Genomic DNA, 22,551 nt, shown 5'->3' on the forward strand with positions numbered 1-22,551 from the left:
TTCTGATTAAATCTCAGATGGTTTAGCAAAAATTGTCAGCAAAACAGGACCTAATAAATACTGGTGAGTCACACACAATAATCCCGCCGATGAGCCAAAAACTTCACGTTGTTGAGGGCTATAAAATCTCATCCTCCCATCAGACATTGGTAACACTTGGGGCGCTGTCTGTTTTTTGGTGGTAATGTCCACTAAATAGAACCGCCCTCCCGGAGAAAGCACCCGCGCTACTTCCCTTAGTACCTGCTCAGGTTCCAAATAGTGTAAGAAGCTGATAGTGCTAAATACAGCATCAAACTCACCTTCACCAAATGGTAAAGATTCCGCTTGACCTTGAATATAAATTAAACGTGAATGGTGGCGATCGCCCTGTCTGGCTATCCGCAACATTTCTGGAGACAAATCTAAACCAGTACCACGGACATCAGGGAATTCATTTAGTAAGCGGTCAAGAAGTTTTCCAGTTCCACAGCCCATATCAAGTATATTAGCTCCCCGGGGTAAATCCACATACTCCAATAACCGCTTGTGGATAGCTTGGTAAATTACCGAAGGAAAAAGCCAATCATAGCTGGGAGCCCATTGATCAAACAGGCGCTTTTTGTTGCTCAAAAAGTTAGAAGTCATACATCAATCACCCTTGCATCTGGTTAAAACTCAAAGGGAGTAACCCCTCTCAAGTGTTACTCAAGTTCAGGGGTAGATGCAACGAGTGGGGAAAACATCACTAATTATCCGAATTTTAGTCATAGTACTTGAAGAAATAACTAATTACAGATAAGAATCGATAAATCTGCACTTGTTTGATTTAAATCATGATTAGCTATATTAGGATGCACAAGGCCGCATCTAGACACAACATATCAGACCAAAACTATAATGACCTATCTAGAAACAGCAGCACAGTTTTACAGTCAAGTTGCACAAACACCAGAAGTGGGACTGTGTTGTGTCCAAACTACACCCGTGCAACTCCCAGGGCTGAAAATTCCCCGGGAAATGCAGCAAATGAACTATGGTTGTGGTACCACCGTTCACCATAATGAACTTTCCAACCAACCCACGGTGATGTATGTCGGTGTGGGTGGTGGATTGGAAGCACTGCAATTCGCCTATTTTTCTCGTTATCCAGGTGCTGTAATTGCCATTGAACCAGTTGCAGCTATGCGAGAAGCCGCCGCACGTAATCTAGAAATTGCCGCTAGAGAAAACCCTTGGTTTGATCCCAGCTTTGTAGAAATTCGGGAAGGCGACGCTTTTAATCTGCCCGTAGGTGATGCTAGGGTCGATATTGTGGCGCAAAATTGCCTTTTTAACATTTTTGAGCCAGAAGACTTAAGCCGTGCTTTAAAAGCCGCATATCGAGTTTTAAAATCAGGTGGACGCTTGCAGATGAGCGACCCCATTGCTACCCGTGCAATTCCTGCTCATTTACAACAGGATGAGAGACTACGTGCTATGTGTTTATCCGGGGCGCTCACTTATGAGGAATATACTCAAAGTATCGTTAATGCCGGTTTTGGTCAAATTGAAATTCGCGCCCGCCGCCCTTACCGTCTGTTAGATTCCCACACTTACAACTTAGAAACACATCTCCTGTTAGAAAGTCTTGATTCTGTTGCTTTTAAAGTTGATATTCCCGAAGATGGCCCTTGTATATTTACAGGGAAAACGGCAATTTATGCTGGTATAGAATCTTGTTTTAATGATGGGGATGGACATCTGCTACAGCGTGGTATTCCCGCAGCAGTCTGTGATAAAACTGCGGCTAAACTGGCCGCCTTCAAGCCAGCAGAAATTTTAATCACCGATTCTACCTGGCACTATAGCGGTGGTGGTTGCTGTTAACTCTGAACGCCCCAAAAATGTTAATAATTAGTTTATTTTTGGCTACGCTTTTTTTAGCTTATTCCCATGGAGCCAACGACAACTTTAAAGGTGTAGCAACACTGTTTGGTAGCCGCACAATGAGTTACCAAACAGCAATTTTGTGGGCAAGTTTTACAACTTTTGCTGGTGCTGTAGCTGCGGTTTTCTGGGCAAGTACATTAGTACCAAGGTTTACTGCTCAAGGTATATTTCCAGATGCGATCGCTAATGCACCAGAAATCCATTTAGCTGTAGCCATCACCACCGGTTTAACCTTGCTATTTGCTGCCATCACAGGATTTCCCATTTCCACAACTCACACTATCACAGGTGCTATACTGGGGGCAGGGTTAGTGGCTATTGGACTCAAGGTTAACTTTGCAGTTTTGGGCAGCTTATTTATTTTACCCCTCTTTCTCAGTCCTATTATTGCTATTTGTTTAGCAGCAGGAAGTCATCGATTCTTCCAATACATCGGTTCTAAAGTTCACCTGCAACCCGACGAAAAAATAGTTAATATTTGCCACTTGATCAGTGCAGGTATTATCAGTTTTACCAGAGGTTTAAATGACACGCCTAAGATTGTTTCCCTCATTTTAATTATTGATTATTTTTCGGTTCAAGGAGGAATGTTAACCATAGCAATGGCCATGGGACTCGGTGGTTTACTCAACTCCCAAAAAATTGCCGAAACTATGGGCGAAAAAATTGCCGACATCAATCATAACCAGGGACTATCTGCAAATATGGTAACGGGGATTTTAGTAATAGCCTCTAGTTATTTTGGTCTGCCTATTTCCACTACTCAAGTTTCAGTTAGTTCTATTTTTGGTGTAGGACTGATTGACAACCAATCTAATTTACGCGTCTTTTATCAGATTTTATTATCGTGGGTTTTAACTTTACCCATTGCCATGATGATTAGTGGAATTATTTACAGATTATTACAATGATAGTAAAAAGTACTATAAATTAGATAAACCATAATAATGTTAACTAATTTGGGAATATAAAATCATGTCAAATATTCAAACAAATATATTCACACCAGTCATAACATCATTTAAAGATAAACTTACTTCTCCTCTGACAAAAAAAAGTATTTCTGTTCTCCAAATTAATTTAGGTAGGCGGTGTAATCTTGCTTGTAATCACTGTCATGTCGAAGCCAGTCCGAAACGTGTAGAAGAACTTTCTCCCGAAATTTGCCAACAGTTAATTACTTTAATCCACCAGTTCCCGGAGATTGAGATTGTAGATTTAACTGGTGGCGCTCCAGAAATGAATTATGGATTTAAGCCCTTGTTAGAAGCGGCAAAATCTACAGGTAAGCAGGTGATTGTCAGGTCTAATTTAACAATTTATTTTGAAGAGGGTTTTGGTGATTTACCAGAATATTTTGCCAAACACCAAGTAAGAGTTGTTGCTTCTTTGCCTTGCTACCTGGCCGATAATGTTGATAAAATGCGCGGTCATGGTGTTTTTGATGCTTCAATTACAGCCTTACAATGGCTGAATAAAGTCGGTTACGGCAAGAAATCTGATTTAATTTTGGACTTAGTATATAATCCACCTTTACCCACTAGCGAAAAGTTCTCTTTAGCCCCTGAGCAAACTAAACTAGAAGGAGATTACAAAAGGTTCTTGCAAGAGCATTTTGATATTGTGTTTAACAACTTATTTACCATCACTAATCTACCGGTTGGCAGAACTAAAATATATTTAGAAAGAAAAAGTCTGCATACTAGCTACTTACAGTTTTTAGAGTCCCATTTTAATCACAGTACAGTTGAGCACTTAATGTGTGGTAATGAACTGTCGGTTGACTACCTCGGTAATGTCTATGATTGTGATTTTAATCAAATGATGAACCTACCAGCTAAAACTGGTAATGGTGAATCATTAACAGTCAGTAAATTGCTAGAGTCTGGAACTTTAGACTTAATTACTGAAATTCAAACAGCTAACTATTGTTATGGCTGTACTGCTGGCTGCGGTTCCAGTTGTGGTGGGGCTTTGATTGAATAGAAATGTAAAATTGTATTTTGATTTACTTAAAAATTACCGATAATAATTGTAATTTTACTTACTTTTTTGGTGAAACTTCTGTATATTAAGGTATGATGTCACAGACACTAAAGAAATGAGTAGAATTGTAATTAACGATACTACTCTCCGGGATGGAGAGCAAGCCGCTGGTGTGGTGTTTGACTTACAAGAAAAAATAGCGATCGCCCAATTACTGGATGCGATTGGAGTTCATGAGCTAGAAGTTGGGACCCCCGCCATGGGTGAAACAGAACAACAAGCCATAAACAAAATTGTCAACTTAGGTTTACAAGCTCAACTCCTGGGTTGGAACCGCGCCGTAATTTCCGACATTCAAGCTAGCATAGATTGTGGTTTGCAGCGAGTGCATATATCCATCCCTGTATCAGCAATTCAAATAAATGCTAAATTTCAGGGTAAATGGCAGTTAGTTTTACAAAAACTGCGAGACAGTATCAACTTTGCCCTTGATCATGGACTGTTTGTTTCCGTAGGTGGGGAAGATGGCTCTAGAGCGGAAGAAAAATTCCTCTTAGATGTAGCACTTGATGCTCAAGAATGTGGCGCATCAAGGTTTCGTTTTTGTGATACAGTGGGAGTCCTGGATCCTTTCAATACTTACACGCAAGTTAAAAAATTAGTAAACGCATTGTCTATACCTGTAGAAATGCATACCCACAATGATTTTGGTTTAGCCACAGCCAACACTCTAGCCGGGATCAAGGCGGGTGCTTTATCAGCAAATACCACAGTTAATGGTTTAGGTGAAAGAGCAGGAAATGCTGCTTTAGAAGAAGTTGTTATGGCTCTCAAACACATCCATAATAGTAATTTAGGCATTGATACTGCTCACTTATGGGAAATATCCCGACTGGTAGCATCAGCATCAGGCCACAATGTACATCCCTGGAAAGCAATAGTGGGGGAAAATAGTTTTGCTCATGAATCAGGTATTCATGGTCATGGTGTACTGCAAAACCCTCATACTTACGAACCCTTTGCTCCCGAAGAGGTAGGTGGGGAGAGGCGTTTACTTCTGGGTAAACATTCTGGCAGGCATTTATTATTAAACTTGTTGCAGCAGCATGGTATTTCTCTAAACCCAGAAGCAACGAAATCTGTTTTAGAGGCGGTGCGACAAGCGTCTATGGAGCACAAACGGAGTTTAACTACCCAAGAAGTCTTGGATTTAGCACAAACACACCAGTAGACTCAATACTTGGGCGGATATTTATGATAATTGCCGTTAAACATCAAAGTAGTCACTACCAGAACCATATTTCCAAGCATCAACTAAACGATGCCAATAATATTTCTGTTCTGCGGGTTGATTGTTAATCCATGTTTGTAATATGGGGGTTAACTGAAATAAAGCAGTGTAAACCCCTAAATTAGTGTAATGTACTATCCAGTCCACTAAGCTGAGTATACCAACTTGTGGAATAATTTTAGCCACTAATAGCGGATGCAATAAACCAGTTCTTAACAGTGTTTTTGTCAGTCCTGAAAATTGCACCACATCTTGCAAAAATGGTTTCAAAACTGGTGTCCCTAGTTGTTGCATTTCCTGAAACACAGACCGGAGTAGTTCGTTAATTTGCTCTGGGGGGATTTTCTGATTTACACCCACACTCATGGCTTTTTGAAACAACCAAGTTACTGTGAGATTTGGTTGATAGGGTTGCAGCAGTGCTAAGTTTTGGGCGGATAATTGATTAGTTTGCACTGCTTCATGAATCCCAAATGTTAACCGCTTGAGGTGACGTATCATCGCCCCAAAGCCGCCAAAACTTAGGGGAGATTGACTACCACTGCTGTCTCCCACGGTTAACAGGCGGTTCCAAGGGGTTTTAATCGGACTTTCCCGATAGCTGGGAAAGAAGCCAAACAGCGCTCGTTGAAATTGCAATTGGTTTAATTCCACACCCTGATATTCTGGTAGTAGTCGCAGATATTCCTCGAATAATTCGGCTAAACTCAAGCGCTGTGGTTCTGCATCCATGTAGGTAAATAAGTAAGTGGTTCTACCGTCTTTGGCTGGGAACGCTTCCCAAAAGTATTGACATTGATTTTCTAAGGATGTGAAGGAAAATAATAAGTCGCCAGTGGTATTTACTGGGAAACCTTGGGCGCAAGTTCCTACTACTAAGCACAAAGCATCTGGTTTTTTACCTTGGCGTGCTTGTCTGGTAATAGGAGAAAAGTTTCCCATAGCATCGATTAATAATCTAGTTTTATATTGGTTATTGACTATGACTCCCTCTGGATGAACTATAGCTTGAGTGAATGGCGTATTTTCTAATAACTTACCTCCAGCAGCGATAAATCGGTTTTTTAATGTATCTAGTAGGTAAACTGGATCTACGCCGATATTTAAGACATCTTCTACCCAGATTTCGGTACCACCGGCAAAACTTACCCGTGCTGGGTTATATTTAGTAGCGATCGCCTGTTCTAATTCTGCGGTACTCAGTAGGTTTAATTCTAGAAATACTTGCAATTCGGCGCGGGAAATATTCCACTCTTGTACTCTTCCCCGTAAAATTCCCCTTTCTATTAACGCTACCCGCAGTCCCTTTACTGCTAAGGCGCAACCAATTAAAATCCCTAAAGTCCCACCACAGACAATTACATCCCAGTCTACAGCTTCTAATGGTTGCTGACTGTGTTTAACTACTGTGGGGACTGGTGCTGTATTTTCTCTCAAACATTCTAGCAGGCGATCGCCTTGACGTAACGCTCCCAGAACATCACCTGGTAATTGAGAGAGAATTTTTTCAGTTAAAGATGGGGACATATAAAGTTGATGTCAACAGACTACTAATATTCATCCTATCTTTGACTGGCTGAAAACCCCTGACAACAAAGTGGTTGCGTATTCACGACATGCAAACACAAACAAGTAATAAAAGTTGATTTTAGGTAACCTCATGTCCGCTGCTGTCATAACTTTAGAAACTCAAACAGACCAGTCTCACAAGTTAATTATCCACCCTCCCTCTACTGGTCTGTCTTTACAGGGTTGTATTCGTGTTCCGGGTGATAAGTCCATATCACACCGTGCTTTAATGTTAGGAGCCATCGCCCAAGGTGAAACCCAGATTGAAGGGCTGCTTTTAGGCGAAGACCCCCGTAGCACTGCTAGCTGTTTTCAAGCTATGGGGGCGCAAATTTCTGAACTGAACACCGAATTAGTCCGGGTTCAGGGGATTGGTTTGGGACAACTCCAAGAACCAATGGATGTGTTGAATGCTGGCAACTCTGGTACTACACTCAGACTGATGTTAGGGCTTTTAGCATCTCATCCAGGGCGGTTTTTTACGGTTACAGGTGATAGTTCTTTGCGATCGCGCCCGATGTCCCGTGTGGTTCAACCCTTACAACAAATGGGGGCGGAAATTTGGGGGCGTAAGGGTAATTCTTTAGCACCCTTAGCAATTCAAGGTCAAGCCCTCAAACCGATTCATTATCATTCTCCCATCGCCTCGGCCCAAGTTAAATCTTGCCTATTACTTGCAGGTTTATTAACCCCAGGACAAACTACCATCACAGAACCCGCCCTTTCTCGTGACCACAGCGAGCGGATGTTACGGGCTTTTGGTGCTGAACTGACTATTGACCCAGACACCAATAGCGTCACTTTGAAGGGACCTGCCCAATTACACGGACAAAAAGTTATTGTCCCCGGGGATATCAGTTCCGCAGCCTTTTGGTTAGTAGCTGGGGCAATTGTACCTGATTCTGAATTACTGATAGAAAACGTCGGTGTTAATCCCACTCGCACCGGGATATTAGAGGCTTTAGCACTCATGGGAGCCAATATTCAACTGGAAAACCAGCGGGAAGTCGCTGGGGAACCGGTCGCAGATTTAAGAGTGCGTTCGAGTGGTTTAAAAAGCTGCACCATTGCGGGGGATATTATTCCCAGAATGATTGATGAAATCCCTATCCTAGCAGTAGCAGCAGTATTTGCCACCGGCACAACCATTATTCGAGATGCTGCGGAATTACGAGTCAAAGAAAGCGATCGCATTACTGTGATGGCGCAGCAACTCAATAAAATGGGCGCAAAAGTTAATGAATTACCCGACGGTATGGAAATTACTGGCGGTACGCCCTTAGTCGGTATTGATGTGGATAGTCATACAGATCATCGCATTGCCATGAGTCTGGCGATCGCATCTCTGGTTTCTACTGGGATCACCACCATTCACCGAGCCGAAGCAGCAGCCATTTCTTACCCCAACTTCACAGCCACACTTACAAAAGTGCTGTGTTAGTTTGCGAGTTAAACAGGGGATAATTTCCTCCTGTCTATAAACACAGATAAATTATCTGTGTTTATCTTTAATTTAATGTTCTTTTAACTACTTCATTGCCCTTATGAGGGGCATTAAAATCAATTGCAAGGCATTTTGGTACAATCCGAGTCAGGACAAGCCCAAGAAATATACAAAACCATGGCTATTAAAACTTGGGATGGTTTTCACCACAAACGGAGCGCCAAAAAAAGGCAATTATCCCTACTCGTTGCTATTCAAAATTTTTGGGACTTTAAAAAATTCCCCTTCTTGTTCCGGCGCACTATTAAGAATGGCTTCTCGCTCAGGATATGGTTGTAACTCATCTTTTCGAGTCACATTACTAACATCAATCGCCCTTGTGGTCGGCAACACATCACTCACATCTACTTCATTCAACTGTTCCACGTATTCCAGAATACTTCCCAGTTGGGTGGTAAATTTCTCCTCCTCTTGTGCTGTTAATTCTAACCGAGCTAGAAGAGCTACTTTATGAACTTGTTCCCGATCAATCATGGTTTCTCAATGGTTAATTTTTTTTCTTATGCTCAATGGGAGAGACAAACCCGCCCCGCCTCCCTTGTGGAGGTGGGGGTGAGTTTCTTGGTATTGGGTTTGGCAAAGCTTTAACCCAACCTAGAGAATATTAAAAGAATACGTCAATTTGCATACGTCCGGTAGTTTTCAGCCAGTTCTGGGCTTCAATGTAATTATTAGGAGCCATGCGGATGGCTCTAATCCAATAATCTGCGGCTTGATCAAAAAATGCCTCGCCAGCGTCATTATCCCCAGCTTCTTTGGCCTTTTCACCTTGATAATGGTAAATCACCGCAATGTTATTCAAGGCCTGGGGTAACCGTGGATTTAATTCAATCGCTTGGTGATACATTTTTAAAGCTGTATCGTGGTCACCATTACTGGCATAGATTAGCCCCATATTGTAATGAATATACGCGCGATCATTACTGTCTTCCTCTAGTGTCAGCGCTTCTTCATAGTACTCTAAGGCTTCAGCATATTCTCCTTCAGCCTGGGCTGACATCCCATCTCGGTAATACACAAATGCTTCTTTAGCTTTCTTGTTGGTGGGGAGGATTTTCAGGATGATATCCGCCATCACTGTAAAGGATTTGTCAATGAAATTATCGTTTTTCTGTGTTCTTGGCATATTTGCCTCTATAGATTATACAGCAATTGGCGTGAAGCACCCACAGACTTCGCCTTCCCTAAGTCCGGCTCAAGGACTGTGAACAGCTATTCTCAGGAAGTGGGTGATCTTCACTCACAGGAATGATACACTCAGCATAATTATGTCGAGAATTGTTCACCAAGCTATTAACTGGGTAGCCAGTCATTACTTGAACTTGATATGGACACAATAGCTGCTGTAGTGTTTGGCGGTGTTGCCATTTGGGGATTTAAGCACAAATCGTCATCTTGTGGAGCCAAAATAACCGGCATACGATGATGAATTGGTTGGACTAATTCATTACCTGCCGTTGTTTAAATTGTACAAGATTTAATTTACTCGCCTTGGCAGTTCTCCTGTGGAGGTTGCCATACTTCCCAGAAACCAGCCAAGGCTCGGTGCTTGAATACTGAGCTTACCCTGGTTTTTCCTCAACTTTTTCTACCCTAGCATTGATAAGCTTCACACCCCTTTGGTGAATTTTCGCCCAAGCAGATATTCAGCCCCCATTTAACTGCTGCAATTCACGCTTGTGAGTTTCAGGATTATTTAGTACAGTTGCCACTTTTTGCGTAACTGCAATGTTATATTGAGCAACTAAATCTCGAATTTTATCTAACCGAAATCACGAAATTAAAGCCGCTGATGACTGATTTAAAGTAAATATTCCCTAGATAGTTTTATCTTACTCCACTGAATAAAATCGCAATTTTAAACACCAGCATTAAATAATACTATCATTTCTGTTATTTGTGGTTTTTTTATATAATTTAATCAGATGTGAATATGCTGCATATTCACAATATATATCCTGTTTTTCCAACTTTGTTTCGTAATATATTGTATTTTAGTGCATCACTTATTTTGATATTGATTGTTATATTCTTATTCACATGAAAATTCTCAAACTGTATGATTTCTTACCATCTGGTAATAGCTACAAAGTGCGACTTTTATTAACACAAATGGGTATGCCATTTGAGACAGTAACCATTGACATTTTGAAAGGAGAGTCTCGCACACCGGAATTTTTAAGTAAGAATCCTAACGGGAAAATACCAGTTTTAGAAATTGATACTGGTAAGTATTTGGCAGAATCAAATGCTATATTAATGTATTTGAGTGAAGGTACAGAATTTTTACCATATGATCGCTTTTTCAGAGCACAAGTATTGCAATGGTTATTTTTTGAACAATCTAGTCATCAACCTTTTATCGCTAAATCAAGATTTTGGCTCTCTATTTTAGGTAAACCTGAGGAATATCGCACAGCTATAGAACAACAACGTGACCCTGGGTATGCAGCACTAAAGGTTATGGAAAATCATTTGATGACTCATGAGTTTTTTGTGAGCGATCGTTATACAATTGCCGACATTGCCTTGTTTGCTTATACTCATGTGGCACATGAAGGAGGTTTTGATTTGACAAATTTCCCCGGTATCAAAGCGTGGATCAAACGAGTAAAATCTCAATCTAGATATATTCCCATTACACAAGATATCAATATTGAATAGAAAACTCACTGGTAGATTGTACTAGATATAACAATAAAGCAATTAATTATCTGTATCAATTTCAATCAGCTTTTGCCGAGAGGATAAACCAGATTTAATACTAATCCGAGATTTTGATACCTTAAACTTTTCCGCTAAGAGTTTAATTAATTCCTCATTTGCTTTACCATCTACTGGGGGTGACTTTAATTTGACAGTCAAACTCCCGTCACTTTGTTCTTCAATTTTTTGTTGTTTACAATTAGGTTTAACTTTAACTCTTCTTTGCATATCCCATTATTGTTAGTTATATATCCTATTTATAATATATAGTTACAAGTCCTGTTTCCTGATGGCGAGCAAAATAGCCAAGATGAGAGCTGACAAACCTTGAGGAGTGATTGAATTCAGAATCTCTCTGTATTTAGACCCAGAAGTGTGAGGAGGATTAGTTATTAACCCTCCATCACAAAGAACTAGGGATATCTTCTGCTACCAGCACCTACTACACCAATTTTGTGCCGATAGGAAAGTTCAGCCCCAAACCAACCAGTGATACTTGTGAGCGTACCCACAACTAGGGACAGGAAGAATCCCCAAGGTAATATTCGGGCTTCAGCATCGCCCAGACGTAAAATTAAGTTGATGGATGTTAACGCTAAAATAGTGACATTAAGAAATAAGTGCATCCAGCCGGCGGTGCGCTTGCGAACACGTTCAATTTTCAAAAAGTCACTCATCCCTGTGATGGCGGCGATGAGTCCTCCTATAAGTCCGAGTCCAATTAACCATAGTGACGCTCTGGCCCAGAAAAAATCCTTAGTTAACCAATAGGCGAAGTCACTCCCCAGTCCGCCAGCTAAAAAGGCTATGGGAAAAATCATTGTTAGGGGGTGTAAAGGATGTCCAGCGATCGCCACTGTGCTAGGTACACCGCTATCTTGATACTCTCTGTTGTCGCTTTCAATAATTGGTGGGATATTTGGAAATGGTGTGGAATTGGATTCTGTTCCTGTACTTTCCATGATTTATTATCCTATTTTTAGCTAAAAGAAATTTGTTGAATATGAGCCGCTATATGTAAGGTTAATTTCTCGGATTTGATGTTTATTGAGTGAGAAGTTATGAAAATAACTTCATCCCCAACATCAAAATTAATTCTCTGGCTTGGTTAAATGTCTGAATATACCTATCCATTAGGATGCTCTAGTATTATTGGAGAAAATCTATTTCAGTATCCTTGAGTCAATTTATAAAATTTGCCAAAAATTTTTATCTTCCTCGTGGGGTATTTACAGCTATACAGTTATATTTCCCCAAGTATAATTCTAATCTTTTTGTATATATATAGCAATCCTAAATGATTCATGAACAATTTCTGTTCCCTGTTCCCTGTTCCCTGTTCCCTTTCCTCAATCATAATTTCTCAAGTCAAATAGGATGACTATATCTGATTTTTATATCTTGAGTTGTGAAGGCGATCATTCAAAAGAAAGATGTAACTTACATAAATTATATGTCACTCTTAGACAGAGTAATAATACGAAATAATTTCAGAGGAGAACTGGAGATGGTAACGACATTAGATGATACCAAACGAAATGCTATCGGCATAAAATTGGCAAGTATGCAACTAATTCAACAGTTGCTTATAGAAAATGAGCAACTGTTTTTGACGCAATCAACAGATGTGGAAATATCTGAACGTCTCCGGAAGATGCTAGAAGATGACCAGAAAAATCAAGGGGTTCTGGAAACTACAATTATTCAGTATGGCATCCGAAAAGAACCAGAACCAATGGTTCAAGAAATGTGTAATCAAGTCCGGGAATTAATGCAGGGATCTCAATTGAGTTTTTATGAAAAAATATTTCAACATGAATTATTAAAACATCAACAGGTAATGTGTGGTGTACTGATTCACAAGGCGGCTCAAAAGGTTGGTGCTGATGTCATGGCCGCCATTAGCCCTTTGAATACGGTTAACTTTGAAAACCGCGCTCACCAAGAACAACTCAAAGGTTTTTTAGAGGTTTTAGGTGTGCGTGAACTGACTGGACAAAATGCAGATCAAGGGATTTGGGGACGAGTTCAAGATGCGATCGCAGCCTTTAGTGGTGCGGTAGGTAGCGCGGTTACCCAAACCAGTGACAAAAAAGATATGAATATCCAGGATGTTATCCGCATGGATCACAATAAGGTGAATATCCTGTTTACAGAATTACTACAAAGCAACGATCCCCAAAAGATTCAGGAGTATTTTGGTCAAGCTTACAAAGACCTGACGACTCATACCGAAGCTGAACAGGAAGTTGTTTACCCCAGAGTACGTTCTTTCTATGGTGACTCCGACACCCAAGAACTTTATGATGAACATGCTCACATAAAACGGCTGTTAGAAGAAATCCGCGCTATTAATCCCTCAGATGCGGAATTTAAAGATAGAGTCAGAAATTTGATGGATATTGTCGGCGATCATATTCGTCAAGAAGAAACCACAATGTTTGCTGCTATTCGTAATAACTTGAGTACTGAACAAACTGAGCAACTGGCGACACAATTTAAAGCCGCTAAAAGCAAAATTCAAGCAAGATTGGGGGGTAGTACAACCGGAGCGAATGTTTAGCTAAGTCGCCCTCATTCATTGATGAAGGTGATTAAAAGGATTTGAAACCCACTTGCGTGGGTTTTACTATGTTGGGGTATGTCCGGGTACAGGCTGTTTTTGTTGCAGTTTTATCTTTTTTGACAATACTTATAAGCAGCATAAGCCATCGTTACAACCCCGGTGATAATCGCTGATTCATCGACTTCAAATTCTGGATGGTGTAGTGGGTGATTAATAATTCTATCTTTGTAGCCTACACCTAAGCGAAACATCGAACCGGGAGCGTGTTCTAAATAGACAGAGAAGTCTTCAGCACCTAGAGAAGGCTCAGGTAAAACTTGGACGCGATCGCTACTCCAGGCTTCCTCAGCTGAAGATTGCAACAATTGGGTAATGGCATAATCATTCTGCACACTAGGGACACCTTGACGATAATTAACTTGATAACGCGCCCCAAAAGAATGGCAGACATTCGCCACAATATTTTCAATCCAGTTGGGGAGTTGACTCCGGGTTTCCGGATGTAGCGATCGCACTGTTCCCAACAACTGTACTTGGTCAGCAATCACATTTGGCGCTCTCCCCCCCGTAATTTTCCCTATACTCAAAACCACAGGACGTAGAGGATTCTGTGTGCGGCTAATAGCTTGTTGTAACGCAGTAATCACCTGTGAAGCAATCCAAATTGCATCAATGGCTTCATGGGGACGCGCCCCATGGCCAGATTCTCCCATAATGATAATTTCTAAATCATCAGCCGCAGCGGTCAACGCACCGTAGCGTACACCAATAGATCCTGCGGGGATAGAGGGGAAAACATGAACACCTAATATAGCTGTGACCTGGGACATTGCGCCGTCCTTGACCATCCAGGTTGCGCCTTGAGCGATTTCCTCAGCAGGCTGAAATAAAAACCGCACCTTAGCGCCCAATTCCTCGGCTATTTCGGAAAGCACCATTGCTGTTCCTAAACCCACTGTGGTATGAACATCATGACCGCAAGCGTGCATCACACCTTGTACACGGGAAGCATAATCTAAATTTGTCCGTTCTTGAATTGGCAAAGCATCCATATCAGTACGAATTGCCAATAAACGCTCATCTATCCCAGTATTTTGAAGTTCTCCCATCACCCCAGTTTTACCAATTCCCTCCTCTACATGGAGACCACTAGAAGACAACACACCAGCCACAAAGGCAGATGTTTGGTATTCCTGACCGCTGAGTTCTGGGTGAGAGTGGATATGGCGACGAATTTCAATTAAGCGGGGCGCTAATGTTGCGACTAAGTCTTTAATACGGGTTAGCATTACTCTATTTTATGTGACAGGCTTTGTTTCCATCATAGAGAAGTGTTCCCGAACAAAATGCTTTTCCTCTACAGCTACAATGTGAGGATAGGGTTGTCTAACATGAGGATTAAACTGTCATTAAATATACTAATTTTCACTAGAACACAAATGTAACCTATTGATCAAGAAACTATAAAAATCTGAGAAATTTACTTCAAGGACTATACAAAATTGGATTTAGGCTTTAAAATAGTTATCGAAAAAATGGGTTTAAAACCCCGTTGTTCTACGACGGCTTTTTTGATTCTTGGAAAAAAACTTGCCTAAAAAACAACAAAAAGCTAAAATGCAATAGTCGGCTTGGGGCATCGGCACGACTTTAAATGGACAGGGAGTGACTATAAGACTGCTTCGGCAGCGAGTTACTGTGAACTGTCAAGAATCACTGATATTCAAGATCGGTGAGTATGTCAATCTAAGGCACTATACTGAAATCCTTATAGAGTACCACATATGTGATACCCCTGGCTTTCTTTTCGTTTCGGCTAGGGGTATCTTGTTTTAGGCGTGGGCAAAATCCCATCTCTACCCCACCCCGTTAACGCCACCCCAACCAGCGCAAACCGGGGACAATCAGGTAATAACTCACCCCTAACCAAAAGCTCATTAACAGACCTACCAAACTCAAAAAAACAATGGGCAGGTATGATGTTAAAAAGATGGACTGACCAGAAAATTCAAAAACAGTAGTTGGGAAACCAAAAATAATTAACAGTGCAAAGACAATTGCAGTACCCAATGTAGCCACCACAGCATGAACTATGTGATGGCTGCGAAAGTCTATACTCAAGGTCAATAGAAAAACCGCAACTAAAATTACTGTCAATAGTCCTTCACCGCTATCTTTGGGTGTGATGAATTGCCAAACTAACCAACTAAACCCATAGCTGATCATACCCATGAGCGATGCTACTAAAAACCGTTTTCGTTGACCAAAACATCCCGAGATGGTTAGTCCCCATGCGGTTCCCCAACCGGCGCCAACAAACACTATCATTTCTGTGGCTACCATAGCTTGAGTATTAGTTACTAATTCCGGTAGCTGACGCAAAATATATTCTGAAACTTCCTCGCCTAATACCGTACGATCAGCTACAAAGAAACCAATAATCGTACCTAGGCAAGTGCCAAGGCTAGTTAGTAGCATAGCCCAAATTGTCGCCCCACAAGCTTGTAAAACCTTGAGAATTGCTTGCGCTATCAAAACAATTGTTTTACCTATGGCATTGGTGAGATGATTGAATAGATTCTTAATGGCCTGTATTAAAAGTATAAACTTAGCGGCAAGTTTTGCTGCTCCTTGCTCCACAGATTCCTTGATGTGGGAAAATAAGCTAGTCCCGGAAGATTGGTGGATAATCTTATTTAATCTTTTCTGAATAATTCCTGCATTTCCTGGACGCGATCGCACATCTTCTAGTACCATTTCATCTAGTAAATCTGCCAGTTGCGGATTAACTTTTATCTGATCTCGCCACCGCAGCACACCAGTTTGAGGATCTCGTAATTCCAGCGGATGCTTACCCGTAAGTAATTCAATCATCGTCTGACCAAGGGCATAAAAATCAGCCCCAGGACTAATATTACTACCGGTCACCTGTTCTGGGGGACTGTAACCAGAAGAATATAACTTAGTTGAACTGGACTCTCGACGTACCTTAGCGGTGTTAAATTGTTTGACCCCGCCGAAATCAATCAATACCAGTTCTTCCTTGCTTCCCCCCGGAGTCAGGGTAACAGTGGGGGAGGAAGTTCGTAACATCAAATTAGAAGGTTTGATGTCGCGATGAATAATCTTGAGTTTGTGCAGTTCCTGTAAAATATTTATAGCCTCAGACAGCCAAGTTAACACCCGATCCTCTGGACATCCTTGAGGATGATTTTGCAGGATCTCTTCGAGAGTCGAGCCGTTAATTTTTTCCATCACCAGACAAGCTAGTTGACGCGGTTTAGAATTGGGTACATTGACTTGAAAATAACCATCAGATTCTACCCTGGGAATACCCGGATGCCGCAACTTAATTAAAACCTCGGCCTCTTGTCTAAACAATTCCAGTGCTTTTGGTGAATTTTCTACCAAAACTTTGAGTACTTTTTCCGTCTGGGTCTTCTGATCCCAAACTGTGTAAATTTGCGCGAATCCTCCCGCGCCCAAGGGTTGCAGAGGCACATAACGGTCTAACATCCGTAGCAATGTGCCACAACTGTTACAAAACTTATTGCCCCAAGGTTGAGGATAAGGACGTTTACATTCAGGATTTATGCAGTGAACCGCATTCTTAGTGATGTCGGGCACATTTGCTATAATACAGAGACTGAATTGATTTTAACCCATTACTGCCCACGATAGGCAATGCGCAGGCTTTGGAATAGAATCACCAGAGATGCGATCGCCATCAACCCGCCCCAAAACCAGTAAGGTAAAAGTAGATACCTTTGCATTTGTCCCGTATCAGAAATTCCTAATGATCCGGCACTGTAGCTAAATAAATAATTCAGTTGGTGGTACGTACTGACACAAGCTTGTACACCCAGAAATTGAATAGCAAATCCCTGTACCCACTGGGGAGCTTTCAGGGATATTCCCAGAATAATTACACCCAATATGGGAACCGCCAGCAATCCAAACCCAGAACCCACCCAAAGTAATGTGGAAAGTAACAGAACGCTACTCAGTATCTTTAAGCTCAGGGAAGCAGTGGTAAAATTACGGGAAGCCAGAATCAAACCAGCACCGGCAATAGGTGGACCCATGGGACCGGCGGCGGCGACTAAAGCCGGTCCAATTGGCGATAGAGCTTGGGAGATGCTATAACTAGCAACGCCGGAACCATTACTAAAAATTTGTAATTGATGAAACCGTCCTCCCAACAGCATAGCCATCAATCCGTGACCCATTTCGTGGAACCAAGTTGCCAGGATACTAAAAGGGTATAAAATATAATCACCTGCCGGAACTTGCCATAACAGGATAGTCACTATGGCTGCTGAAATTAGCCAAGTTAGTCCCATAGGTTCTACTACGGGCGGAGCAACGCGTGTCAGCTTTGGTAAAAAATCTTTTCCTGGTTCCTTCATAGGTAAATTTTGGTAAACATCCGTCCCTGGTTTGAAGTGGATAATTTACTCATCCGAGAACTGTTCTCGGATGGCAAAAATCAGTTAGGCAAGTTGAAATAGAAACGTGACTAAATCTCCCTTACCCAGACTGATGCGATCGCCTGGTCTGAGGCGGTGTCGGTTACCGGGTAATAAGGGCGAGTTATTAATGTAAGTCCCATTAGAACTTCCCACATCTTCTATGTAGTGAAAATCTCCCTCAACGCGAATATCTGCATGTATCCGCGAGACAATTTCCGAATTGGAAAATCCCGAAACATCAATATCTGGGGGAATCCGGTCATTGGGTTTGCCGATATGAATCACAGATAGACCTTGTGGTAATTCAATTTCGCGATCGCTCTGGACGTGGAATAACCGTGCAGTTACCTGCTGTAGTTGCGTCATAGAAGGGTATGGCACGGGTGCGGGTGCGGGTACCACGTGTGCGGGTTCGGGTACCACGGGTGCGGGTTCGGGTACAGCTGTTGAAATTATCGTTGGTGGTAGGGGTGAAATAACCGGCTGATTGGTGTTGGGGTCTGGGTTAGTTCCCAAAGCATCAGGTTGTGAAACTTCTAAAGGGGGATCAGGCTGTACTAACTGCGGTACTTCTACTGGGATGTTGGGAATTGCCACAGATGCGGGGGTAGCTGCTCCATTAGAATGCAGGTTATAACCGCATTGACCGCAGAAAGCAGCATCAGCCTGGACAGTTGCGCCACAGTTGGGACAGTGACCAATGGTTGGTAACGGCGTATAACAGGCTTCACACTGGACAGCGCCGTCTGGATTGGGGTGATTGCAATTAGGACAGACGATCATCGATTTAGGTCCTTGTTCAAGATCATCGTAAGATACTCTTCGTAAACATACAAAACACTGTAGACACCAAAATTCTGGAACAGTGTCACACAGAAAAGCGGCCAGGAACAAGCCTGAATCTCCCGGCGATTAGAGATTCGCTCAGGAAAAAACTCTAGCTTGTGATGGTAATCATTACTCCTGATGGGAAAGTCAATCTGGGAGTTCTCATAGCTAGCGTGGTAGAGCCATACCTGCTGCTGCATCCAGCAACCACCACAGTTCGCCTTGGGGTTTAATCAAGCGGGATGGATAAGTAAAATCATCAGCCACAGGGGCGAAGACTTGAGCTAGAGCTGGTCGTTTATTAGCACCAGCAACCATAAAAATCACACTGCGAGCAGCGTTAATAAATGGGTATGTGAAGGTTATGCGGGGGTTTCCGTCTTTGTTGCCCACTGTAATCAAGCGGTCATGGACTTTTAAAGCCGCAGTCTGGGGAAACAAAGAAGCGGTATGTGCATCATCACCCATTCCTAGTAATATCACATCTAAAGCGGGAAACTCGTTGGCGGGAGAATGGAAAAATTCTCGCAGATGCTGTTCATGTTTGGTGGCTGATAGGGCTGGATCTCCGTCTAAAGTGGGTATAGCGTGAATATTAGTGGCAGGGATATCAACATGATCTAACCACGCACGCCGCGCCATCAGTTCATTGCTATCAGGATGATCTGGGGGTACATAACGTTCGTCTCCCCAAAAGACATGAATTTTATCCCAAGGGAGTTTTTGACTAGCTATCGCTTCGTACAATGGCTTCGGTGTACTACCACCAGCTAGGGCGATGGTAAATTGTCCGCGTTCCTTAATGGCGGTTGACAACTTGGATAGAATCAAGTCTAGCGATCGCGCCACTAAGTCGGAAATACCCGGAAGAACTTCAACCTTGTTATTCATAGTTTAATCATCATAATATCGCCCACTTCTGTGCAATACCATAACTAATTTATGACCATTGCCCTTTTTAACTTTTCAAACTTTTAAGGAATTCCCACGGAATTTCCCATTTGCCATGGGATGGGCTACTTAAGCTGTACAGGGACAAAGGCTGATCACTTTATACACAGGCTGTTAATTACATCTTTAGTTGACTGGTAACAGTTTATCCCAGTCTGAGATGGCCTCTCTCTGCAATATTAACAGTTGCTGAATGCCTTTTTCCGCAAAATCTAGTAGGTGATTTAACTGAGTCCGACTATAACTGCCTTCTTCTGCTGTGCCCTGAATCTCAATTATACCCAGATCTTGGTTCATAACCACATTAAAATCTACTGTTGCTGCCACATCCTCAATATAGTTTAAATCTAAATATGGCTCGCCTTGCAATAAACCCACGGATATTGCTGCTACTTGTCCAGATAAAGGCGATCGCTCTAATACACCTTGCTGCAACAATTGAGAAACTGCATGAGCTAAAGCCACAAACCCCCCTGTAATCGCTGCTGTTCTAGTTCCAGCATCGGCTTGTAAGACATCAGCATCCACAGTCAGGGTTCTTTCTCCCAAGGCCTCAAAATCAATTGCTCCTCGTAGGCTACGTCCAATTAAACGTTGAATTTCCTGAGTTCGTCCAGACAATTTCAACAATTCCCGAGATTGCCGTTCTTGCGTAGCAGAAGGCAACATTCTATACTCTGATGTCAACCAACCTTTGCCAGTTCCCGCTAAAAACTTAGGCACACCTTCACTCACACTGACCGTACACAGTACCTGAGTGTCTCCAAATTTTGTGAGGACTGAACCGGGAGCAAAGCGGGTAAAACCCCCATGAAAACTGATAGGACGGACTTGATAGGGTTGTCGACCATCGGGGCGTTGCCAAACCATGAGAATTACCTCAGAAATTTTATACAGACTATACTGCCTATGGCTACGCCCCGCAAGCTATCAGATTAGCAGATACAATCTTTCATGGTCAAAATCTGTTATATTTTAGTGCGTTGATAGGAGTTTTAACTTTGTATAAACACAGAAGAAATCGAACTCATCCCAGTCCTTTTTTTTCTAGTAATTACTATAATTATCCCAGTAGATTTTACTAATGTGTGTAAAATTTTCTAATTCTTTGCTATTTTTTTAACTGATTTATGATTGCCCAATTAGAAACTCCCAGCGCCAGTTCAACCCTGAGCTTACCCTATCCAGTGGCAGGATTAGTGCAAGTTTTTACTAGTAAAAAACGTATTTTTTTTACTAGTGTCATAGCCCAAGCCTTGAGAATCGCAGGTCAAGGTACACCAGTATTAGTAGTACAATTTCTCAAAGGTGGTATTCGTCAAGGTCAAGAGCGCCCCATTCAATTAGGGCAAAATTTAGATTGGATTCGCTGTGATGTCCCCCGCTGTATCGACACACCCCATCTAGACCTTGCGGAAGGGGAAGCTTTACAAAAGTTGTGGCAATATACGCAAAAAATAGTAAGTGCGGGTAAATATTCTCTTGTGGTTTTAGATGAATTAAGTTTAGCAATTAATTTTGGCTTAATTCCCGAAACCGAGGTTTTACAATTTCTCGCACAACGCCCGGCTCATGTTGATATTATCCTTACAGGAACAGAGATGCCAAAATCCCTGTTAGATGTAGCAGACCAAATTACCGAAATCCGTCGTAGTCATCGACCTTAACCTCATACCCCAGGCTTATCCACGCATCCAAGAGGTAAGCGAAATGATTGTTGATGTTTGTAGATTTATTTACACAGAGGTCAAACGTGCTAAAAAATGATAAATGGATTATCGAACAAGCCAAACTAGGAATGATTTCTCCATTTGAAAATTCTCTAGTGCGCCAGGTTGAAGATAGGCGAGTCATTAGTTATGGCTTGTCTAGCTATGGCTATGATTTAAGATTGGCTCCCACAGATTTTCGGATTTTTAGACACATTCCAGGTACTATTGTTAATCCTAAGCGGTTTAATCCTGAGAACCTAGAATCGATTCCACTACAAACCGATGAAGATGGATCATTTTTTATTATTCCCGCCAACTCTTACGCCTTGGGTGTATCCCTGGAAAGATTGCGCATTCCTCCGAACATCACAGTTATTTGTATCGGAAAATCAACTATGGCGCGTTGCGGGATTATTGCTAATATCACTCCCGCTGAAGCCTCCTGGGAAGGTTTCTTAACTCTGGAATTTAGCAATGCTTCTAGTGCTGACTGTCGCATCTACGCTAATGAGGGCGTGTTGCAGCTCCTATTTTTGGAAGGTGAACCATGTCAAACAACCTACGCGGAACGCTTTGGTAAGTATCAAAATCAAGCCCAAACTGTAACCATTGCCAAGGTTTAGTTTCCACAATTACCGCTCAAAAATTGTGAATTTTTGAGCAGGAATCAAAATTGAGTAATATTTAATATTTAGTCGGAGATAGTGCCATCCGGAAGGATAGCATTACGAAAATTCGCTCCTTCCAGGTTGGCGTTGGTCAAATTTGCTGCTCTTAAATTAGCACGATCTAAATCGGCTTTGTGCAGGTTGGCTCCTTCCAAGTTAGCGCCTTCTAAATTTGCAGATGTCAGATAGGTTGTACTCAAATCGGCATTACTCAGATTTGCGGCTTCTAGATGTGCTTTATGCAGATTGGCTTTACTGAGATTGGCACCGCTAAGATCAACTTGATTTAAGATTAATCCACCTAAATTAGCCCTGCTTAAATCTACCTGTGTAAAATCTCGTTCTCCTGCAGCGTAACGTCGCAGAAAATTATCTACGTCCATATGT

The 22,551-nt window shown here is 41.9% G+C and carries 22 protein-coding genes and 1 pseudogene; 9 read left to right on the plus strand and 14 right to left on the minus strand.

All coding sequences use genetic code 11. The features are described 5' to 3' along the window. Window positions 1-6: 6 nt before the first annotated feature. Window positions 7-627 (minus strand): class I SAM-dependent methyltransferase, encoded by a 621-nt coding sequence (locus tag NWP21_RS13140; protein ID WP_280793054.1) that lies wholly within the window; start codon window positions 625-627, stop codon window positions 7-9. A 252-nt stretch (window positions 628-879) separates the two neighbouring features. On the opposite strand from NWP21_RS13140, the gene arsM reads away from it, so the two are divergent. The 4 genes from arsM to nifV all read left to right on the plus strand — a co-directional run bounded on the left by arsM (window position 880) and on the right by nifV (window position 5,128). Beyond that, the gene (gene arsM / locus NWP21_RS13145) at window positions 880-1,848 is read left to right on the plus strand and encodes an arsenosugar biosynthesis arsenite methyltransferase ArsM (RefSeq protein ID WP_280793055.1); all 969 of its coding nucleotides are present in this window, start codon (window positions 880-882) and stop codon (window positions 1,846-1,848) included. A 38-nt stretch (window positions 1,849-1,886) separates the two neighbouring features. Continuing rightward, the gene (locus NWP21_RS13150) at window positions 1,887-2,822 is read left to right on the plus strand and encodes an inorganic phosphate transporter (RefSeq protein ID WP_280793056.1); all 936 of its coding nucleotides are present in this window, start codon (window positions 1,887-1,889) and stop codon (window positions 2,820-2,822) included. A 64-nt stretch (window positions 2,823-2,886) separates the two neighbouring features. Next, window positions 2,887-3,897: an arsenosugar biosynthesis radical SAM (seleno)protein ArsS gene (gene arsS / locus NWP21_RS13155; RefSeq protein WP_280793057.1), complete on the plus strand. Its 1,011-nt coding sequence runs from the start codon at window positions 2,887-2,889 to the stop codon at window positions 3,895-3,897. A 115-nt stretch (window positions 3,898-4,012) separates the two neighbouring features. Further along, on the plus strand, window positions 4,013-5,128 hold the full coding sequence (nifV, locus tag NWP21_RS13160) for a homocitrate synthase (protein WP_271733939.1): 1,116 nt from the start codon (window positions 4,013-4,015) through the stop codon (window positions 5,126-5,128). Between the two features lie 36 nt (window positions 5,129-5,164). On the opposite strand, the gene NWP21_RS13165 is transcribed toward nifV, so the two are convergent. Next, window positions 5,165-6,715 (minus strand): FAD-binding oxidoreductase, encoded by a 1,551-nt coding sequence (locus NWP21_RS13165; RefSeq protein ID WP_280793058.1) that lies wholly within the window; start codon window positions 6,713-6,715, stop codon window positions 5,165-5,167. Window positions 6,716-6,848: 133 nt separating this feature from the next. On the opposite strand from NWP21_RS13165, the gene aroA reads away from it, so the two are divergent. After that, a complete protein-coding gene (gene aroA, locus NWP21_RS13170) occupies window positions 6,849-8,198 on the plus strand; it encodes a 3-phosphoshikimate 1-carboxyvinyltransferase (protein ID WP_280793059.1) in 1,350 nt (449 codons plus the stop codon). Between the two features lie 243 nt (window positions 8,199-8,441). Here the strand turns inward: aroA and gatC are convergent, their stop codons facing one another. From gatC to NWP21_RS13185, 3 genes and pseudogenes are all read right to left on the minus strand, one after another. Next, window positions 8,442-8,735 (minus strand): Asp-tRNA(Asn)/Glu-tRNA(Gln) amidotransferase subunit GatC, encoded by a 294-nt coding sequence (gene gatC, locus NWP21_RS13175; RefSeq protein WP_271733936.1) that lies wholly within the window; start codon window positions 8,733-8,735, stop codon window positions 8,442-8,444. Between the two features lie 130 nt (window positions 8,736-8,865). Further along, window positions 8,866-9,387 carry a photosystem I assembly protein Ycf3 gene (locus tag NWP21_RS13180; RefSeq protein WP_271733935.1) on the minus strand — a complete coding sequence of 174 codons (522 nt, stop codon included), beginning with the start codon at window positions 9,385-9,387 and terminating at the stop codon, window positions 8,866-8,868. Between the two features lie 58 nt (window positions 9,388-9,445). Further along, a pseudogene (locus NWP21_RS13185) lies at window positions 9,446-10,075 on the minus strand (SOS response-associated peptidase). A gap of 226 nt (window positions 10,076-10,301) precedes the next feature. On the opposite strand from NWP21_RS13185, the gene NWP21_RS13190 reads away from it, so the two are divergent. After that, window positions 10,302-10,925: a glutathione S-transferase family protein gene (locus NWP21_RS13190; protein WP_280793060.1), complete on the plus strand. Its 624-nt coding sequence runs from the start codon at window positions 10,302-10,304 to the stop codon at window positions 10,923-10,925. 42 nt (window positions 10,926-10,967) lie between these two features. Here the strand turns inward: NWP21_RS13190 and NWP21_RS13195 are convergent, their stop codons facing one another. Next, the gene (locus NWP21_RS13195) at window positions 10,968-11,195 is read right to left on the minus strand and encodes a DUF167 domain-containing protein (protein ID WP_280793061.1); all 228 of its coding nucleotides are present in this window, start codon (window positions 11,193-11,195) and stop codon (window positions 10,968-10,970) included. A gap of 185 nt (window positions 11,196-11,380) precedes the next feature. Beyond that, window positions 11,381-11,929 carry a DUF2231 domain-containing protein gene (locus tag NWP21_RS13200; protein ID WP_271733932.1) on the minus strand — a complete coding sequence of 183 codons (549 nt, stop codon included), beginning with the start codon at window positions 11,927-11,929 and terminating at the stop codon, window positions 11,381-11,383. Window positions 11,930-12,474: 545 nt separating this feature from the next. Between NWP21_RS13200 and NWP21_RS13205 the strand changes: the two genes are divergently transcribed. Continuing rightward, entirely contained in the window at window positions 12,475-13,530 is a 1,056-nt protein-coding gene (locus NWP21_RS13205) for a hemerythrin domain-containing protein (RefSeq protein ID WP_271733931.1), read from the plus strand. Window positions 13,531-13,640: 110 nt separating this feature from the next. On the opposite strand, the gene NWP21_RS13210 is transcribed toward NWP21_RS13205, so the two are convergent. The 6 genes from NWP21_RS13210 to rph form a co-directional block, all read right to left on the minus strand. Further along, window positions 13,641-14,822, minus strand: coding sequence for a M20 family metallopeptidase (locus tag NWP21_RS13210; RefSeq protein WP_280793062.1), 1,182 nt, complete (start codon window positions 14,820-14,822; stop codon window positions 13,641-13,643). A gap of 580 nt (window positions 14,823-15,402) precedes the next feature. Continuing rightward, on the minus strand, window positions 15,403-17,160 hold the full coding sequence (locus NWP21_RS13215; RefSeq protein ID WP_348519779.1) for a protein kinase: 1,758 nt from the start codon (window positions 17,158-17,160) through the stop codon (window positions 15,403-15,405). 38 nt (window positions 17,161-17,198) lie between these two features. Next, complete coding sequence (locus NWP21_RS13220) at window positions 17,199-17,942, minus strand: M50 family metallopeptidase (protein WP_280793063.1); 744 nt, start codon at window positions 17,940-17,942, stop codon at window positions 17,199-17,201. An 84-nt stretch (window positions 17,943-18,026) separates the two neighbouring features. After that, window positions 18,027-18,788 carry an FHA domain-containing protein gene (locus NWP21_RS13225; protein WP_280793064.1) on the minus strand — a complete coding sequence of 254 codons (762 nt, stop codon included), beginning with the start codon at window positions 18,786-18,788 and terminating at the stop codon, window positions 18,027-18,029. A 213-nt stretch (window positions 18,789-19,001) separates the two neighbouring features. After that, window positions 19,002-19,724 (minus strand): 6-phosphogluconolactonase, encoded by a 723-nt coding sequence (pgl, locus tag NWP21_RS13230; protein WP_271733926.1) that lies wholly within the window; start codon window positions 19,722-19,724, stop codon window positions 19,002-19,004. A 186-nt stretch (window positions 19,725-19,910) separates the two neighbouring features. After that, window positions 19,911-20,654, minus strand: a complete 744-nt coding sequence (gene rph / locus NWP21_RS13235; RefSeq protein ID WP_280793065.1) for a ribonuclease PH — start codon at window positions 20,652-20,654, stop codon at window positions 19,911-19,913. Window positions 20,655-20,914: 260 nt separating this feature from the next. On the opposite strand from rph, the gene NWP21_RS13240 reads away from it, so the two are divergent. Together NWP21_RS13240 and dcd are read left to right on the plus strand one after the other, a co-directional pair. Continuing rightward, window positions 20,915-21,451 carry a P-loop NTPase family protein gene (locus NWP21_RS13240; RefSeq protein WP_271733924.1) on the plus strand — a complete coding sequence of 179 codons (537 nt, stop codon included), beginning with the start codon at window positions 20,915-20,917 and terminating at the stop codon, window positions 21,449-21,451. An 86-nt stretch (window positions 21,452-21,537) separates the two neighbouring features. Beyond that, window positions 21,538-22,119 (plus strand): dCTP deaminase, encoded by a 582-nt coding sequence (gene dcd, locus NWP21_RS13245; protein WP_271733923.1) that lies wholly within the window; start codon window positions 21,538-21,540, stop codon window positions 22,117-22,119. A gap of 68 nt (window positions 22,120-22,187) precedes the next feature. On the opposite strand, the gene NWP21_RS13250 is transcribed toward dcd, so the two are convergent. After that, window positions 22,188-22,547, minus strand: a complete 360-nt coding sequence (locus NWP21_RS13250) for a pentapeptide repeat-containing protein (protein ID WP_271733922.1) — start codon at window positions 22,545-22,547, stop codon at window positions 22,188-22,190. Window positions 22,548-22,551: the final 4 nt, after the last annotated feature.

It is taken from the genome of Anabaenopsis sp. FSS-46 (assembly GCF_029891665.1).
GTDB classification, from domain to species: domain Bacteria; phylum Cyanobacteriota; class Cyanobacteriia; order Cyanobacteriales; family Nostocaceae; genus Anabaenopsis; species Anabaenopsis arnoldii.

Excerpts from the sequence above, each read along its gene's own strand:
- rph (WP_280793065.1), bottom strand. The coding sequence starts at position 20,654 with ATGGTTTGGCAACGCCCCGATGGTCGACAACCCTATCAAGTCCGTCCT.
- NWP21_RS13205 (WP_271733931.1), top strand. The coding sequence starts at position 12,475 with ATGGTAACGACATTAGATGATACCAAACGAAATGCTATCGGCATAAAA.
- NWP21_RS13200 (WP_271733932.1), bottom strand. The coding sequence starts at position 11,929 with ATGGAAAGTACAGGAACAGAATCCAATTCCACACCATTTCCAAATATC.
- nifV (WP_271733939.1), top strand. The coding sequence starts at position 4,013 with ATGAGTAGAATTGTAATTAACGATACTACTCTCCGGGATGGAGAGCAA.
- NWP21_RS13250 (WP_271733922.1), bottom strand. The coding sequence starts at position 22,547 with ATGGACGTAGATAATTTTCTGCGACGTTACGCTGCAGGAGAACGAGAT.
- NWP21_RS13165 (WP_280793058.1), bottom strand. The coding sequence starts at position 6,715 with ATGTCCCCATCTTTAACTGAAAAAATTCTCTCTCAATTACCAGGTGAT.
- pgl (WP_271733926.1), bottom strand. The coding sequence starts at position 19,724 with ATGAATAACAAGGTTGAAGTTCTTCCGGGTATTTCCGACTTAGTGGCG.
- NWP21_RS13140 (WP_280793054.1), bottom strand. The coding sequence starts at position 627 with ATGACTTCTAACTTTTTGAGCAACAAAAAGCGCCTGTTTGATCAATGG.
- arsS (WP_280793057.1), top strand. The coding sequence starts at position 2,887 with ATGTCAAATATTCAAACAAATATATTCACACCAGTCATAACATCATTT.
- NWP21_RS13190 (WP_280793060.1), top strand. The coding sequence starts at position 10,302 with ATGAAAATTCTCAAACTGTATGATTTCTTACCATCTGGTAATAGCTAC.
- NWP21_RS13225 (WP_280793064.1), bottom strand. The coding sequence starts at position 18,788 with ATGATCGTCTGTCCTAATTGCAATCACCCCAATCCAGACGGCGCTGTC.
- NWP21_RS13240 (WP_271733924.1), top strand. The coding sequence starts at position 20,915 with ATGATTGCCCAATTAGAAACTCCCAGCGCCAGTTCAACCCTGAGCTTA.
- NWP21_RS13220 (WP_280793063.1), bottom strand. The coding sequence starts at position 17,942 with ATGAAGGAACCAGGAAAAGATTTTTTACCAAAGCTGACACGCGTTGCT.
- arsM (WP_280793055.1), top strand. The coding sequence starts at position 880 with ATGACCTATCTAGAAACAGCAGCACAGTTTTACAGTCAAGTTGCACAA.
- aroA (WP_280793059.1), top strand. The coding sequence starts at position 6,849 with ATGTCCGCTGCTGTCATAACTTTAGAAACTCAAACAGACCAGTCTCAC.
- gatC (WP_271733936.1), bottom strand. The coding sequence starts at position 8,735 with ATGATTGATCGGGAACAAGTTCATAAAGTAGCTCTTCTAGCTCGGTTA.
- NWP21_RS13210 (WP_280793062.1), bottom strand. The coding sequence starts at position 14,822 with ATGCTAACCCGTATTAAAGACTTAGTCGCAACATTAGCGCCCCGCTTA.
- NWP21_RS13180 (WP_271733935.1), bottom strand. The coding sequence starts at position 9,387 with ATGCCAAGAACACAGAAAAACGATAATTTCATTGACAAATCCTTTACA.
- NWP21_RS13195 (WP_280793061.1), bottom strand. The coding sequence starts at position 11,195 with ATGCAAAGAAGAGTTAAAGTTAAACCTAATTGTAAACAACAAAAAATT.